Annotated in this window: 5 protein-coding genes; 1 reads left to right on the top strand and 4 read right to left on the bottom strand. The window is 42.6% G+C overall.

The window, feature by feature from the left end; translation table 11 throughout:
* The coding region (locus tag L4C33_RS11150) for a hypothetical protein (protein ID WP_428812509.1) at positions 1-977 on the top strand (977 nt) is incomplete at its 5' end.
* 82 nt (positions 978-1,059) lie between these two features.
* Here L4C33_RS11150 and L4C33_RS11155 read toward each other — a convergent pair.
* The 4 genes from L4C33_RS11155 to tdh form a co-directional block, all read right to left on the bottom strand.
* Positions 1,060-1,962 carry an OmpA family protein gene (locus tag L4C33_RS11155; RefSeq protein ID WP_428812510.1) on the bottom strand — a complete coding sequence of 301 codons (903 nt, stop codon included), beginning with the start codon at positions 1,960-1,962 and terminating at the stop codon, positions 1,060-1,062.
* 12 nt (positions 1,963-1,974) lie between these two features.
* Positions 1,975-5,529 carry a TonB-dependent receptor gene (locus L4C33_RS11160; RefSeq protein WP_428812511.1) on the bottom strand — a complete coding sequence of 1,185 codons (3,555 nt, stop codon included), beginning with the start codon at positions 5,527-5,529 and terminating at the stop codon, positions 1,975-1,977.
* A complete protein-coding gene (locus L4C33_RS11165) occupies positions 5,526-16,628 on the bottom strand; it encodes a DUF11 domain-containing protein (protein ID WP_428812512.1) in 11,103 nt (3,700 codons plus the stop codon). The genes L4C33_RS11160 and L4C33_RS11165 overlap by 4 nt, the downstream gene beginning before the upstream one ends.
* A gap of 560 nt (positions 16,629-17,188) precedes the next feature.
* Positions 17,189-18,220, bottom strand: coding sequence for an L-threonine 3-dehydrogenase (gene tdh, locus L4C33_RS11170; protein WP_009845596.1), 1,032 nt, complete (start codon positions 18,218-18,220; stop codon positions 17,189-17,191).
* Positions 18,221-18,250 lie beyond the last annotated feature (30 nt).

Below are 18,250 nucleotides of genomic sequence, written 5' to 3' on the forward strand. Positions count from 1 at the left end.
ATAATGATCATGTCATTTTAAACAATACTGATGGCACCATAACCAAAATGGGACTTCGTATTGGTCAGGATCTCATGCCTGAGTGGTACTTGATCGAAAAGCTCGATATATCTGAGCATTTACCAGAAGGCGCGTTCCTTAATGACGGTATACCTGATTACCAAGGTCGAATGTGGTTTACGTCAKGTAAAGGGCTCGTCGGGTATATTGATAGTAATACACTCAATGTTGAATTTTATGATTTTGGTATTGGCTTACAAAACCAAATAGCCATTGACCCATCGGGAGTTTACGTTGCTGTTCAAGGTTCAATGAACAAGTTAATGGTCGATGAATCTGGTGACATTAGACTCGTGTGGTCAACCAATTATAACAATGAAGGTCCAGGAGTTCTCGCACCAGGGACTGGCACAACACCAACCCTGTTCGGTCGTGATGATAATTACGTTGCGATAGCAGATAATGGCTACCCGCAACTCAACTTGAACGTTTATCACCGAGAAACTGGTAAAGAAGTGTGTTCATACCCCGTTTTTGAACCAAAAAAAGGCGGAGCGGAAAATTCAGTTATCGGCTATCAAAATAGTGTGGTTCTTGAAAACAATGGTTCTTATGATGGCTTATTCGGTGACCCACTCAAGACAGAGAATGGATTTGTACGAATAGATGTTGATGAAAGCGGAACATCTTGCCGCAAGGTTTGGGAAAACAACGAACTTAAACATATGACTACGCCAATACTTTCTACCGAGACTGGTCTTATCTATACCTACAGTGTGATAGAAGGTGCTCTTGAAGGGGTTGGCTATTACATGAGTGCCGTCGATTGGTTTACTGGCAAGACGGCTTATCAAGCATATTTAGGCAGTGGTACTGAGTTTTCAGAACTGCTTCAACCGGTGACTCTCGGACCAGATGGAACATATTACATGGCAACACGGAATGGAATACTTTCAGTTCGAGAAAATTCCGACTGAACTGTTGAGAATACAGTAAAGTAGAACCTCCAAATAAAAAGGCGACAATTCTCACTGTCGCCTTTCAATTCAAGCCCATCAACTACTTTTCAGGTAGATCACCTTGCTTAAATACAACCAATGCACGGCGGTTTAATACGTTTGCTTCGAGTGACTGCTCTTGCGTCACTAAGTTAAGCTCGCCAAACGCCTTCACTTCCCACACAAATTGGCTGGGATCTAACTGAGTCTGCAAATATTCCAATACGGCTTGGGCTCTAAGCTGAGCCAGTTTTTCGTTATAACTGACTGAACCTTGATAATCTGTATGACCGGCAACTAACACTCGACCATTTAACCCTTTTAGGTTCGTAACAAATTCATCTAACGACTTTTTGTCTGACTCTTTTAAATCATACTTGTCGAAGTCAAAGTGCGACGTCATCGCGACGAATACTTTACGCTCAGGTTCTGGTGGAGCACAAAAAGCATTTTCAGCTTCAGTTTGTGTTTGTTCAAACACAATGTAAGCACGTCTGTTTTCTGCGTTAGCTGCTAGTGTCTGCCCTGCTGCTATTGGCTTATTTTCACCATAATGCTTTAGCTCCCAATCATAGCGCGTGCCATCGAGCTTTGTTTGCATATACGCCTTAACCGCTTCTGCTCGGCGCATTGAAAGCTTTTCATTATAGTCTGAACTGCCTTGGTAATCGGTGTGAGCGACAATAGCAATTTGCCCATGAAGACGCTTTATACTACCGATTAGTTGGTCAATCGCTGCATGGTCTTGTTCTTTAAGCTCAGATTTATCAAAGTCAAAATGTTCGGCAATAGCAATACGAATATCACGCTCAGGGACAATACACTCACGGATCAAAAATTTCTCAACGTTTGGATCACCAAACTTATCCATATTCTCTTTGCTCACATAAGTATCGGTCGAACAACCTGAAACCAATGTAATTGCTGCTATGCTTAGCCCTAAAAATATCGGTTTTATGCTCATTAAATCACGCCCTTATATCTTGCCGACTAAGTTTAAGAAAAATCCTGTCGCATCATAATCATCGTCGTTAGCTAAGTTACTATCAAAACCAGAGAAGTTATAACCGACACCAACTTTAAAGTTATTTGATAAGTGTTTGTTGAATGACAACAGTGCACCATGTTCAACTTCATCGTTCAAAGTGTCCGTCTTCCAGTGATACTCACCTGTCACATCCCACTCTTTCATGATGTGGTAAGACGCACTTAAACCGTAAAGGTTAATATTACTCTCGACCAACTCATAAGCACCCGAAGCTCGTTCAAACGCTTCCGTTTTATCTTTATGAGCGTATTTGGCTCCGACGTCCCAATGGGCATCTATAGAGTAAATGCCCTCCGCTTCGATGATGTGGCTCTCTTCATCAGAATACTCAACATCACGATCCAGTTGATCGTAATCCACGATATAGGTGTAACGGGTTAACAGATTGAGTCTGTCATTGTAAATTGGACGATAGGCCATTCCCGCAGAGGCTTCAATGAAGCGAGCTAACGTTTCGCTGGTCTCTTCATTTTCCGATTTTGAGTAATTGTACTTACCAAAGAGGGTGTACTCCTCGGTTAAGTGTTGGGTGTAGCGGTTAGTGGTAACGATTTGGTCGATACGTTTTTTATCGGTATCAACGTTTTCATTACCTTTATCAACTCGATATTCAATCTTGTGTTTTAAGCTCACATCATCGACGTCGATTCCCGCATTGAAAGAAACCGCTCTACGATAAGTGATCTCTTTCGCTCCCGGAATCGTTTCACTAGGCTGTTCAATTTCACCTTGTTGATAGCCAATGCCGAAATCGACATCGTCTGTCATATCGTAACCAAAGCCGAACGAGTCAATACGCCCCTTGCCATTGTTTTCATCAACGAATTGGTTTTCTTGATAGAAATCGACATTGGACGTTAAGTCAGCTCGTTGACCAACAATAACGTTGTTTTTCCCTTCATAGTTATCATCAAGGTATGTCACATAGGTTGAGTAGTCATCTGTCACATCGTAGGTTGCAGTAGCTTCTGCAGCAGTTCCGCGATCACCCGAGGTGTATTCTGCACCCAGTTTAAAGTCTTCTAATACGCGAACTTCACCACCAACACTTACGCTGTCGTTGTCATCATAATCTTGGGTTTGATCTACGGTTGTTTGACCTTTGATATAGACATTGGTATCACTGTCCCAGATGTAATCGGCGCGCAAACCTGCTAATGAGCCTTTGCCTTTATCCCCGTCGTTATTAAGTTCTTCAACCTGTTTACCCGCAGCTGATAGCTTGATGTGCTCTGTGAGTTTGAATTGCCCTTCTAACTCAACTTGCTCACTATCTGTTTGTATACCGCCGTCGGTATCTCTTTCAAACATCGAAGTATAGCGAGTTGCGATACTGACTCGATCAGTAGCTTGCAAGCGAAGCTCAGTACCATAGGATTCTTGCTCTAAACCATCACTTTGACTCGCATAGCTATAACCCGCATCCTTTGTCTTGTACCAAGCCTTCACGTCATTACCGACCACAGAGRAAATATTTGGCGCGAGGTCGTAAAGATTCGCGACCGCTTTAACTTGGACAGAGTCGCCCTCACGCTYTTCTTCTGCACCCGACCCAATCGGAGTGAACGTTAAGCCGCCATCAAAGGAGACGAAATTGGAATCAGTCTGCTGGCCTTTGCTGGTCGCAAATTCGGCCTTAATGTAAGTGCCTTCGGTTGCACGAAGCGTAATGTCAGTACCGTAGGCTTCGTAATCTTGGTTATCTTTTTCTTCGGTTGTGTAGGATGCCCCGAGACCTATGTAATCGTTCGCCCAGCCCTTAACTCGGCCGCCATAAGCGAGTGCATCACGTGCATCTTTACCTTGAGGAACGTATTCGTAGTCGACGGCTAAGAAGTTATCGTAACCATCACCTGGAGAGTCATCGATCACACTGCCAAAATTGTCTGAAATAATATTATTGAGCGGCTTAGTTAAGATAATTCGCCCTTGGTAAGGATCAATTTCATAGTCACGCCCAGATTGCAGCGGGACTTCTTTTTCTACGATTCCGCTGTTCTTATTGCGAACACTAATAAATACTTTGTCACTGCCAGGAACGACTTCACCATGACGTAGGAAATAAAGCGAACCACCTGTACCTAGAAACTCATCATGGGAATATAAAGTGTCAGCTTCTGAGGTAAATCCAACAATATTTAGACGGTCTTCACCATATTTAGTGGTCGCCCGTGTGCGATAATCGGCTTTGAATCCGTAGAGGCTACGGTTGTAATCGTTATTATCTGTACCTGTTAGCCCGGTATTGTAGTTACCCCACAGCACTTGGGATTTGTCGTATTCCAGATCGAAGTAAACTTTGCCCTTGGTATTCACTTCTTTGTGAATATTCGCGCCATCACCATAATCGCCGTAATAAAGCTCATCATCATCTTCAACAATATCAAATACGGTTGAACTGTCTGAGGCAAATGGATGTTTGAAGAGGTCTTTAACCTGGCCTTCTTTACTATCAAAGTGAGTGGTGACTCTTAATTTATCGCCAAATTTACCCTGACCAAAATAAGCAATACGCCCTTGGTTATAGATATCTTCATGGTATTGGTCATCAACACCCAAGGCGCCCGTATTACCTGTGACTCTGTTTCGACCCACATAAAAATCAGCTAAGCCTGCTTGTGCGTAATAAGTATCTGGAATGCGCACGTAAAGCTGGTAACGACGCTCATCTCCGTTGTCAAAAATCACTTTCGTAGGGAAAAGGTAGGCATCGGCAGGAAGGAATTGCTCTGCGTAAAGTTCACCATCTTCGATATCAAACTCATCTTCACCAATGATAACCTTATCGACACCTTTAAGCCCTGTCCCCATGAACTTGGCAAGACCCGCGTCGGTAGGAATATTGTGGCGCATCAACTGCGCACGACCTAAATGTCGGCCTTGGTCTTCTTCGCCAACGTTCTTATCTATACTGACTTCAGAGTCTGGACGTACTAAATCCATTACCCCAACGGTAGTGACATCAAGATTGCCCTCTTTGTCCCATACCTTGAGGCGAAATTGTAACTGTTGTCCACTATTAAGCTCATAATCAACCGCAGTTTCACCATCCCAACTTACATCAAAATCATTAGCAAGATCTTCACCCTCGATTACTGCTAATGGTTGAGATAGGCTACGGTCTTGACCCCTATAAACTTCAATTTGGTACTTAGATATGTAATAGCTGTAGTTCGTTGTGACGGTAAAGCTCACTTCATCTAGAAGCTTTCCATCCTCCACTTCTAGTTCATCACCAATACTGACATCGAGTACAGGGTTAAAGCGTGTAATATCACGGCTAGCCCAAATAGCTCCTTCTTCAAGATAGATACGTGAACTGTCTTCCTGCTCATGCGTAATAACATCTATGTCCATAGAGTCTGAATCAATAATTTCTAAGCCACTTGTGTCTTTTGCGGCTGCCAACAGCGGCAGCGCACTAAGAATGCAGATGGCTAGCTGACTCTTTTTAAACGCCGTCTTCTTAGTTAGAAGGATCATTGTGGCTCATCCTTGTGCTCTGTATGAATGCTGAAATTGAACTTAGTTAATGCATTGGGTGAAACACGTTTAACCAACGGGTTTTCACTGATCACTTTCATACCTGTAGGCAATGAATCCGTGTCGACTTTCAGTAAGAACTGCTTACCTTTTTTATTCAATACCCACTGATCTGGTACATGATAGCGACCATATTGATCCGTTTCGATAACAATGCCCTCTACCGTCAATAAGCGCACACCGGGAATACCATCTTCATAGAGACCTTTATTCTCAATCAGAATCTCCCACAGATATGCATCGCCATCTTTGTAGAGGTTTCGCGTCACATCCAAATTCTCAGCCGACAGACCRTCGGATTTATCTGAGGTGTGGTGTGTAACGATATTACCTTCAGTATCAAATTCAATGAAGGTTCCCGCATCAGACTCAACGGTGAATGCAATTCCCGCTTTTGTTTTAGTCTTGAATTGAATTGCGACAGTATTGCCTTCAGGTAACGTTCGGTTAGATGACACACCAAATAGTTTTGATATTTCAATGCCCTCTACCAACTTCGATGCTTTTACATCTGTTGGTTTTTTGGAGGTTTTCACGCTTCGTGAATCTTTACTTTTATCGCCAATTCCCGGTATGTAATCATAGCTATCATCGTCTTGATCGTAATGTCCATAGACCTCGACCTCTACATGATGAATAACGTCATCCACGGATTTTTCGTCGTTTTGAGTGATAGTTGTTGTGCTTGCAATATAATTGTCGTCATCAATGTGAGCGATAACTTTAATATCAGATGCAGTGGCATCGGCTTGGAAGCCATCTTCATTATGATCTTCGAACACCTTGCCGATGATAGAAGCCGTATCAAATACTTTATCAGGGGTTACCTCAACAATAGCACTAGCCGTTGCCGAACGAACTTGTAAAGCCCCCGTAGTCTGACCTTCTGGAGGAGATTTCGCCACCGCGGTATTAATGTATTTACCAAACGTTGCACCCACACTAACTCGCAGTAGGTAACGAATGCGTATTTGTTCTTGGACGATTGGTTCGCTACTAAGATCAACCAGCATGTCACCAACATTAAAGACTAGATCGTTGGTCACTGCAGGGTCACTAGTAGATACTCGATCACCTTTATCAAACTCACCGTCAATACCGCTGTAAGTAATTTCTGTTGAGCCTTCAACATACTCGAAGCCTGCAGGATAACGATCGACAAGTTTAACGCCTTTGAATTCAGACTCATTGTTGTTTTGTATGATCACTTCATACTCAATCACATCACCAACTTGCGCCTCTTCTTTTAACGCTTGCTTAGTAACAACCAAATCGCCTTCATTATCCGCAAACCTCTTCACATGAATGGTTACATCGTCTGATGCTGATTGCCCTGTTGCAGGGTCTGTTACTGTAAAGGTATTGGTAATATCATTATCCAACCCTTTGTTTAATTTGCCATTTATAGTGATTACATAATGATTGCCTAGATATGGAAGTAAATCTAACGACGGTCCATAATCTGGTAGTAACAGGTCTTGACCTGATTCAAATGGGTGCAAAATATTACCCGGGAACTCCCTGATTTCAACCGACCAATCAGTAAATAGTGGGGTTCCGTTCCCACCAATTAGCTTGCTAATCTCATCTACCATTTTTACACCCGAAATCAGAGCGGAGCCTTCATTACCAACGTTAAGTACGTAAGTAAGCTCTTCATCATCGTTGGTGTATTGCGCGTTCTCACCTTTAGTCGTGGTTTTGTCTATGTTGAACATCACCGCTTCAGGAACAATCATCGCACTCACTACATCAACTGACGTTCCTTTGGCTTGTAGTCCAGAGCTTGTACTTGAAGCGATTTTGCTATCCGGTGATGCTTGGCTACTTTCTTGTTTAGATTCGTCAAACTTATACGCGGTATTAACAATTTCGCCCATTGCTCTTGGGTCAACAACACCGGTAATGATCAACTCTGCCGTATCATTTGGCGCAATATCCACCCCAATTTCGATATCCTGATTAACACCATAACTATGCGCGTCCATCTGAGTTCGCGGATCGCCACGTTTTACTTCCATTTTCCAACTAGTAAAGGCTCGTATAACTTCCCGTTCACCAGAAATATCGTCCGGGCGCGTCGGTACTCTGATTTGAGACATGACGTCTTTCACTACAATGTCGTTACCAAACCCTTTACTGTCATTGAACAGTTTGATCCTAAAGGTCGCTTCTTCACCGGCGACATAGATAGGGCTATCCGCTGTTTTGGTGATCACAACGTTATCAGGTTCAGGTAAAAGGCTGGCTGTCGCGGTAAAGCGTTGCGAACGAGTATTCACAGTCATGCTAGCTTTGTTATCGATACGTCCAATTGCGTAATCGTTCACAACACCTGTGATGACAAGCTCTAAAGAATCATTTGGCGCAAGGTTTACGGTCGCATCAATATCTTTATTCCGCCCGCTCGGGTCCGGGGAAACGCTGGTTAAGTTATTTCCTTTATTAACCTTGATATCCCATTGACTGAACGCTTTTTCTTGAGAGCCATTCACCGTCGTAACTTTTAAACCAGATACAATATCTTTTAACGCAATACCACCTACAAACGACTCATTTTGATTTGTTAACACTACTCGGTACGTGGCTAGTTTACCCGGCTCGTACATCATTTCAGTATCGGTTCCGCTCTCGCCGACAAATTTTTCTAGAGTAAGTGAAACAGGTTTGTTTTTGATAATCGCATCAGCTGTTAGCTCAGGCTGAGCCCCGAAATCGACGGTTACTTTGTTATAGATGTCGCTGCTTGCGAACGGTTGGACTCGTCCCTCAATAACAAACTCAACCTCACTGTTTGGGGCTATATCTACCAGAGTATCAATATCTGGATTTTTACCCGTTGGAGGCTTCGCAATACTGCTTAAAGGATTTGATAGGTTGCTGACAACTCGCCACTGGTCAAATGCCGTTGCTCTTGAGCCATCAATCAATTCAACCTGCATACTACTGAGTAGATCTTTCACAGCGACATCATTAGCAAACCCGGCACCTTTATTGGTTACGGTTACCGTGAAGCTCGCAAAGTCACCTGCTTGATAAAACTCTCTATCAGCTACTTTGGTCACTCTAACGTCAGCAGGGAGCGGCTTTATAATCGCACTGCTTTCTTGGTCACTACCATTAAAACTCACTGTCGCAGTGTTCTCTATGTCACCGATGGCAAGGGGGTCAACACTACCCAAAATGGTAAATTTCACGGTGCCTTCTGGAGCCAAATCGATATTGGAATCTATATCCTTGTTATGTGGGAACTTCGGTGAATCGACGACTGTGAGTTTATTATCAACCTCATAGCTGACCCACCAGCGAGTAAATGCAGGTACAGAAACAGAATCTGTCGTTTCAACAGTTAGTGCTGAAATTGGATCTTGCAGGCGGATGTCGTTAGCAAAGGCTTTACTTTTATTAGTAATAGTAATGGTATAACCAGCAGGGCTACCAAGTTCGTAATACTCTTCAATGTAATTCTTAGTAATCTCGATGTCTGGAATAGCAGAGACACTGACCACTTCATCACTGATCACTTTCCCATCAAAGTCGATCGTTGCTTTGTTAACCACGTCACCTATAATTTCTTGTTTTAGCTGCCCCGAGATAGTGATAGTAATGATGTCTTGGGGAGCAATATCAATAACCTCATCAACATTATTTCCCGTGGAAGGCGTTAGAGCTGTGTCTCCGGTCGAAGATGTCGCGACAATATCAATGGTACTTGGATCAAAAGCCGTGATGGTTGATCCCGTAATGGATTCCGCTTTTATTTGAGACACTAGATCTTGCACAAGAACATCAGAAGCCCAGGCACGCGTAGTATTGGCAATAACTAGCGTGTAAGTCAGCGTATCACCCGCTTTATACTCCGTAATATCAACGGTTTTAGACAGCGTAACTTCCGCATCAATTGGAGTGTAAACAGCATCGGCGGTTAGCTTCTTGTTATTCGTCGCTTCTACTTTAGCCGTATTGGTAATCACTCCCATCACATTAGGCGCGACCTTCCCTTCTAAATGCAGCTTAACGCTACTATTTGGGGCAATAGTATAAGTACCGACAAAGCCATCAGTGGCGTCTACTGCAGTCTCGTTGATCATGAATGTTTGGCTAGAGCCAGAATCGACAATAGAGACATTACTCTTAGCACCATCCCAATGCTCGAATACTTGACCTCTACCACCACCGATAACCTCTGCGGTGATCTCTTTGGCAATATCTGAAATTGTAACGTCTTGGACATACCCAAGCCCTTCGTTTTTCACTTCGATATCAAAACCAATCATGTCGCCCGGTGCGTACGTATTCGGTGATAATGACGCTGATTTTGTCAGGGTTAGCTCTCCCTGTTCTGGGTAGATAAAGTGCTCACGTAAGTCGAACTGTTTTTTATCGACATACATGGTATTACCGAACTTACCGACAGCATCTGAACGAACTTTACCAACGATAGATATTTCTAATACCGTAGGCTCAGATTCCGCCGCACCTAAACCGACAGTGGCGTTTATATCACCTGTTGATTGAATAGCACTGATGTCATTGTGAGTCGCACCAATATTACCTACAAACTGCGCCGTAACTGCCCAGCTTTCCAATGCAGTTTTCATTGAGCCATCTGCGGTTTCTACTAAGAACTTCGAGATTTCATCTTCAATCAACACATCCGCATTGGAGTCTGACTTATTGGCGATATACAAGGTATAACGCACCTCTCCGCCCGGCACGTAAGTTGGAGTATCCGTCGTTTTAGCCGCTAGAATACTTGCATCGCCTTGCCCTAATACAATTTCATTAGAGCTTTGGTCATTCAATTTAGCGATATTAGTAATGGTTCCGGTTGCATCACCATTTACGGTTCCAGTTAATTGGAACCGTACTTCGTCGTTTGGCATCAGATCAAAAGTTGCATCAAGTGGTTTGGCACCTTGATAACTACCAGAGATAGAGAAACGGTCAGACGGTGGTTGCTGCAAAATAGAAGTCGTATTCGATATGAAGGCACTCTCACCATTAGAGGTTTTAATCGCGTTTAACTTATCGACGATTTCAGCGTCGTTAGCGATACCTTCACCGGTGTTTTTAACCAGAATGGTATAAGTTACTTCACCATTGGGATTATATTGACAGCCATTACCACTATCAGAAGGGAAGCGACACTTACTACTGTCTGCTGTGGTGTTCGTTACCCACTTTTCAAACACCAAGTTAGGTGCAACAGGCGGGATAGCATCAGTTTCGACATGGTGATTGCCACCTGTCGCCTTATTGGCAGAAATAACGCCAAGAGCATCCGGTCGAATTTGACCTTTAATCGTGAAGACAATATTTGCCTTTGGAGCAATATCGACCGATAGATTCAAATCGCCTGATGGGGAATAATCGGGCATATAAGTAACAAAATCAGCACCTAACCCTCCCGAAACAACCTCTGTTATTTCTGTCAAAATAAAGGCTGATTGACTACCACCACCAAGGACTTCCACCTTTATATCGGAGAGCTTATCGACTATTGCCGCATTGTCATACCATACAGGTTCGGTATTACTGATACTTAACTGATATACAACCTCTTCACCCGGTTTATAGGTGTCGCCAGTTGAATACGCGCGCCCGCCGATAGAGATTATCTCTTTGGTTACGTCTAGCTTCGACGGCTCTACTTCGATCTTTGCTTTTGGATTCTTAGTTATAGAACCCGTATATTTCGCAGTAGAGTAGATCTTCTCTAAGCTGTCGTTACGAATTTCAGTCTCTATGATGAAATCTATCCAACCGCCAGCAGCAATTGATAATTCTGGTATGTTGATGTCGGTATTAATACCACCAGTGAACGCCCCTATTTGGGTAACAAGTTCGCTAGATTTAGAAGCTCTAACATTCCAAGTCTTAGGCTCATATACCGGCGCTTTACGCCCATCTGAGTCGCCATCAACTTGCTGAGCTAATTTCACTTTTAATTTAGATAATTCATCAACCAATGATGCTGCGTATTCTGTTCCTTTTCCTTGGTTTTCAACCCGGACTTGGTAAACAACAGACTGCTCACCTGGAGTGTGGTTATACGACGATTTTATATCTGTCTTCAATGCGTTGGTATAAGCGTGATGAGAAACTTTAACTTCAGGAAGTAGCATTCTAGAACGCTCAGAAACCAAAGTATGGCGATCTTTTATTAGCGCTGTATTCTTAATTTCACCGACCGCTTGCTCTGCGACTTTCGCTTTAATTATGTAGCGAACATAAGCGTTATTGTCTGAAGTAAATGACGGTGCTGAAAGGTCAAATTCAGTCTTAATATTGGTGTTATTTTTTACTGAGCCAGCATCACTGTATCCGCTGCYGTCTGTCTCTGTTGCTATTGTCCATTCCGTAAATGCAGCTCCGATTGAACCATCGAAATAATCGGTTCTAATCGCATCTATTGCATCAATAATATGAATGTCTTTTAAATGAACGTTGTTGGTATTGGTTAGGTCAATTTGATACTCAATGTAACCACCCGGCGTGTAGCCACCTGTTAGCTCCGTTACGCCATCTTTATCGAAGTAGCGAGTCACGTGCTTTTCGAACTTAAATTTTTCTGTGTTCGGTTTGGACTCTGCACTAACAGTATTTCCATCTACCACCAGTAAATTAGTGATATTACCGACCGCCTGAGGGTTTACATTCCCAGTAACGGTATAGACTATCGTTTCATTTCCCGGGATAGACAAATGTGTGTTGATGTCTTGGTTGTTAGCTAGTGTGCCATCGAGATCCACTTGTGCAACCGTACTACCACCAACAATGTTTGTTGATATATTCCAGCCAGTATTAAGCGCAAGCCCAGTCGTACCATCTAAAAGATCAACGGTGATTTTTGAGAGTTCATCAACAATAGGAATATGGTAGGCATTACCTTTTCCATCATTTTTGACGGTAAGTTTGTAGGTCAACGGTTGACCCGGTTCGTAATTTTTCTGATCTACGGTTTTTGTAAATGTAAGATGATAATCAAATGGCTTCACGGTAATACCACCAATGGTGATGTCACCCACAGCATCATCACGGACGACACCTTCAACGGTGTACAGCACATAATCACCACCCGCTACATCAATGGTGGTGCTGATATTTTCGTTATCTGCAACCACACCATCTAATGTACCGTCAGTGGTCCCTTCTCCGCCGTTTACATCGTCTTTATCAACCTTGACGGTAAACCCACTATCAAAAGGATTTGCACTTGATCCATCCATCAATAGGACGTTAATCCCTTTTATGTCTTCGTTCACACGATGGTTATTAAAGTAACCCGTTTGTGAAGACATTTTGACCGTATATTTAAGTGTGTCACCCGGAGTGTATTTTTGAGATTCAACACCATTAACATAAAGTTTTCTTGCTACGTTTGCTCCTGAACCTACTCGTTCCATTTCATGATGTGACACGTGGTTTTCTTGAGAGACTAGTCCTTTATCCCTGTACACATATGCGTCGTTCCCTAAAATATTAGAAACAACGTTGTCTTTGATTTTTGCTTTAATCTTGAAGGTACGTTCTTCACCACCATCTAAGCTAAACGTCTTATCGTCGCCACCAAGGGGGTAGATAAAATCATCATTGGTGGCGGCACTCCAGCCTTTGCCGTCATCGTAATCGAACTGCCAGCTTTCAAATGGAGATTGACCCTGTAAATCAGCAAAACGATTATTTTTTAAGTTCGCCAACGTTGAGCGTATTTCATTTAATGGGTCAAAGACTTTGAGTTTCTCAGCTGTATTAGAGCTGTTATTCAATAAGGTAATGAAATACGTAACTTCTTCGCCCGGTGAAAATCGAGTTCTATCTGCAGTCTTTAGAATTGAGACGTTCAATTTGGAGTCTGCGTTGTCACCAATTTCAGCGGTCGCGGATTGATCAAGGTTATTGACAGGATCGTGGATCTCTACCGTATTGGATATTTCAAATTTCTCATAATCGCTTCGGACTAAACCACGAACTGTATAGCCCACAAAACCAAGACCATCACTAGTCTTTGGATCRATATCTACCTTAGTGCTGATATTTCCATTATCAGGATAGTTAGACTTAGAACCCGCGTAACTTCCTGTTTTATAAGTCGTGTTGTTATTATCCGTTTTGGAGGTAATTTCCCATTTTTCAAACGCATTTAGGCCGATTATGTCATCATCAACTTTAACTTCATTGGCATAACCTGAACCTCGGTTGTACACCATGATGTCAAACGAAACCCACTCTCCAGGGATAAACTTTTCATCTTTAGTTGTTTTAACAACGACCACATCAGGCTCTTTTGGCGAAACCGTTACGCTATCTGAAACCGAGGTCTGGCTGTCAGAATCAGGTGTTTGCACATCCACCTTATTAGTAAAACGGCCATATAGGATCTCATTGCTCACAGAACGGTCTAGTTGTCCGATAATGGTATATACAATCTTCACGTTTGGTGGGATCTGAGCCGTAGTATCCAGATCGTTATTGTCACTAAATGAACCAACATCTGTGAATGTCGCATTACCATTTAATAGTGGGTTATCTGAAATGATCTCAGCACTAACTGTCCATGAGCTGAATACTGCTTTCGAGTCCTTGTTCGGCTCTAATAATCCAGCCGTGATTTTTGAGATTTCGTCTTTTATGTGAACATTGGTCGCGTAGCCATTCCCAGCACGGTTAACAACATTGATTTGATACATAACGGTGTCATCTAGCTTGGAATAACGGCTACCGTCGTGATGGAAGCTGCCAGAAGATCCAACTTTTACTCGCTTATCCAAATCGATCTCGAAGTCATACGGATCAGATCCAGTGTCTGCATATACGGTACCGTCGACAGTGACACTATTTTTAATATGACCGTTTGCAAGTGGGTTAGTTTGAGCGACCACTGTATATTCAATATAAGAGTGAGGGGCAATTGTTGCCTTAACATCAAGGATTTCAGGGTCTTTAATTGAACCCGATATTCCTGTGTTAGAAGCAGTTGAAATACTGCCGTCAGATTGCTTCGCAATTGCGGTGACTTCCCAACTGCGGTATGCATTAACTTCTTTCCCATTCACTCCCGTCGTTTTTACATTTGCTAGGTCATCTAACACAGCGACTTGGTCTGCAAACCCATCGCCATCGTTATTAATTTGTATTGTATAAGTCAGCGTTTGACCAGAAGAGTAATAACGAGAATCAACGACTTTGCTTGCTCGCAAATTGTCTTCTGGCATTTGCACGCCCGAACCATCCTCACTGATATCATCGTTACACGACGGGCGGTTATCCACGATTAAACCAACACTGGTATCACTGACTTGTGCTGTCAGTTTGTAGTGGATCTCTTTTCCTGGAGCAATATCGGGGGACAATATGACTTCTGAGGTCATCCATTGATTGTAATTGTATAACCCCGGATCAGAGCCTTGTGAATCTTCCCCTGATACGGCTTCTRGTTTCCACTGAGAGAACGCTTGCCCTAAGCCTGCCCCTGAGGCCTGCTCGGTTTGAACACAAGTAAGGTCATCAACAATAAGTAGGTTATTAGCGAAGTACTTTGAGGAAGTATTTTTCACCGTGATGTCATATTCAACATTTTGTCCCGGTATATATTCCGACGCTTTAGTGGTTTTGTTTACTTGAATATTCGGGTCAGGAAAATACAGAACTTGCTCTGCAATAAGCTGCTCATTAATTTGAGAGTCGACGATTAGCATACCGGTTTCATCTTCGACTGAAGCATCAAAACCGATTAAGGAACCTATCGTGACTGGCGAGAATGTAGCCGTGATCTTATAAGTGATAGACTCATTCGGATAAAGCGAAACAGTATCATCGACATTGATATCACTTTGCTCACCCACCGCTTTATAATTTGATTTTGATTGAGTGCCAATATCACTAACTTTCACTTTCCATGAGCTAAACGGTTGACCAGTTACATCACTATGATCAAAGTGACTTTCTAAATCATTGGCAAGCCCATTATTGGTGGTGAGTTGCGCGATATTTTGTTTTACATGGTAGTCGTGCGCGATACCTTGCCCCGTATTAGAGACAACAACGGTAAACACTCGCTCTTGATTGATAAGATAAGGATTGGCTGAGTTTAAGGTATGCGTAATTTCTACATTCGGGCGAGCAGCTGGTGTTGTCAATTCAACACTCGGTTTGTCCCCTTCTTTCGTTTGTGCCGTCGCTTGGGTGACTATGTCACCGACCAGTCCATCAGACACTTTAGCCACAACGGTATAAGTAACGGAGCCACCAACGCCAATTGCCGCACCAGACACGGATAGATCACCTGAAGATGTATAACTTCCCGCCTTACTTCCTGTCCCAGATACTTGAGCGGATATTGATACCGAACTGAACGCATTAATAGGGCTTCCAGAGATACTTAAAGCTTGCAGAGACGCAAAAGGCTGTTCGACCTTTAGGTGCTGAACAGTGTAACTTCCGGTATTGGTCAATTTCAGTGTATAGGTGAGATTTTTATTAATTAGATACTCTGATTTATCGACACTCAATTCTATATCATATTGATAAGGTACAGGTTCGATGGTCACAACACTGCTAGGGGAAGCACTCTCTTCTACTCCACCAACATTTGCTTTAACTGCCGTATCACGACCTAAAACGATATCGCCAACGATATCTTCGGTGACTTTAGCTTCAACATGATAGGTAATTTTTCCTGAAGGGAATAACTTCGCGTCAGTGACAGTTAAATTACTGTTACTGCTCACATAGGTTCCTGCGTTCGAACCCCATGAGTGTGAATCTGTAATGGTTAGCTCACTAAACGCTTTACCCGTCCCGCTTAGTGTTGCACTTTGAGTGTCCCAGATTAGATCTTCAACAGAAATGCCATTGATGACTTTTTTCGATGTGTTCTTCAGCTCAATGTCATAAGAAATGGTTTGACCATTTTCATACACCGTTTCAGGTGTAGAAACGTTAACTTCAATAGTCGTAGAAGCTAAAGCTTGAAATGAGAAGACACTAAATAGCAGAAAAACGAATACCGATAGATAATTTCTAATAGAGCTCATTAACAATATAACCTTAACTATCCAATTAATATGAACTGAAAATGTAATAGATTCGCGGGGGTGAGTTAATTTGAAGAAGCACTCATATTCAACCGACCAAAAGAATCAAAACGCAGCATTATCCTCTCCAACGTCATCTCAATGTCACAAGTGTGTCAAAATGTTTCAGCGTATAGAATAATATTAAACACTATCTAATAGAGAAATTGGAATGTTCGAAACAGATAGTGGTTAGCAAACCATAGCGCGAAGTCAATCATTTAACAKCCATAGCACTTATATTTTGCAACAAACATAACAACAAAATATGCCTTCAAACGCACATTCCCTTCCGGTATGGCTCACTGTATTTTTAAAGGCTTCGTACTCATATATAAATACAAAGCTATCAACTCATTACCTTCTATTGTTCCTTTAGTTGTCTATGAAGTGGCTGTCTTTATCACAATGTACGAATACGTCATTGATTGAAAAATCATATTGAAGGTTATAAATGAGACAAAAAAAAGCCGAGCTATTAAATAGCTCGGCTTTTTTATATCAGGTCTATGTACTAGGTATTATTCCCAGTCAAGAATTACCTTACCAGACATACCAGAACGCATCATGTCGAAGCCTTTCTGGAAGTCATCCACTTTGTAGTGGTGAGTAATGATTGGTGTTAGATCTAGGCCAGATTGAATCAATGAAGCCATCTTGTACCAAGTTTCAAACATCTCACGACCGTAAATACCTTTGATAACCAAGCCTTTAAAGATTACTTGGTTCCAGTCTACTGCCATGTCTGATGGTGGAATACCTAGTAGAGAGATCTTACCACCGTGGTTCATGTTCGTTAGCATGCTGTTGAACGCAGATGGGTTACCAGACATTTCTAGGCCTACATCGAAGCCTTCAGTCATGCCCAGATCAGACATTACGTCTTCAAGCTTCTCTTCCATCACGTTTACTGCGCGAGTTACACCCATTTGACGGGCAAGGTCTAGGCGGTATTCATTTACGTCAGTAATTACAACGTGACGAGCACCAACGTGCTTAGCAACAGCAGCAGCCATGATACCAATTGGACCAGCACCAGTGATTAGCACGTCTTCGCCTACTAGGTCGAAAGAAAGCGCTGTGTGTACTGCATTACCAAACGGGTCAAAGATTGACGCTAGATCGTCAGAAATTTCTGCAGGGATCTTAAATGCGTTGAACGCTGGGATCACAAGGAACTCAGAGAATGCACCAGTGCGGTTTACACCAACACCTGTTGTATTACGACAAAGGTGAGTACGGCCGCCACGACAGTTACGACAGTGACCGCATGTGATGTGACCTTCGCCAGATACACGGTCGCCGATTTCAAAACCACGAACTTCTTGGCCGATGCCAACAACTTCACCCACGTATTCGTGACCTACTACCATAGGTACTGGGATTGTGTTTTGTGACCACTCATCCCAGTTGTAGATATGTACGTCTGTGCCACAAATTGCAGTTTTCTTAATACGGATAAGAAGATCATTATGACCCATTTCAGGTTTTTCAACCTCGGTCATCCAAATGCCTTCTTCAGGCTTAAGCTTAGAAAGTGCTTTAATTTTCATAATGTTACCTAACTCATCTCGCCTTACTAC

It is taken from the genome of Vibrio makurazakiensis (assembly GCF_050337375.1).
GTDB lineage: Bacteria > Pseudomonadota > Gammaproteobacteria > Enterobacterales > Vibrionaceae > Vibrio > Vibrio makurazakiensis.

Excerpts from the sequence above, each read along its gene's own strand:
- L4C33_RS11155 (WP_428812510.1), bottom strand. The coding sequence starts at position 1,962 with ATGAGCATAAAACCGATATTTTTAGGGCTAAGCATAGCAGCAATTACA.
- tdh (WP_009845596.1), bottom strand. The coding sequence starts at position 18,220 with ATGAAAATTAAAGCACTTTCTAAGCTTAAGCCTGAAGAAGGCATTTGG.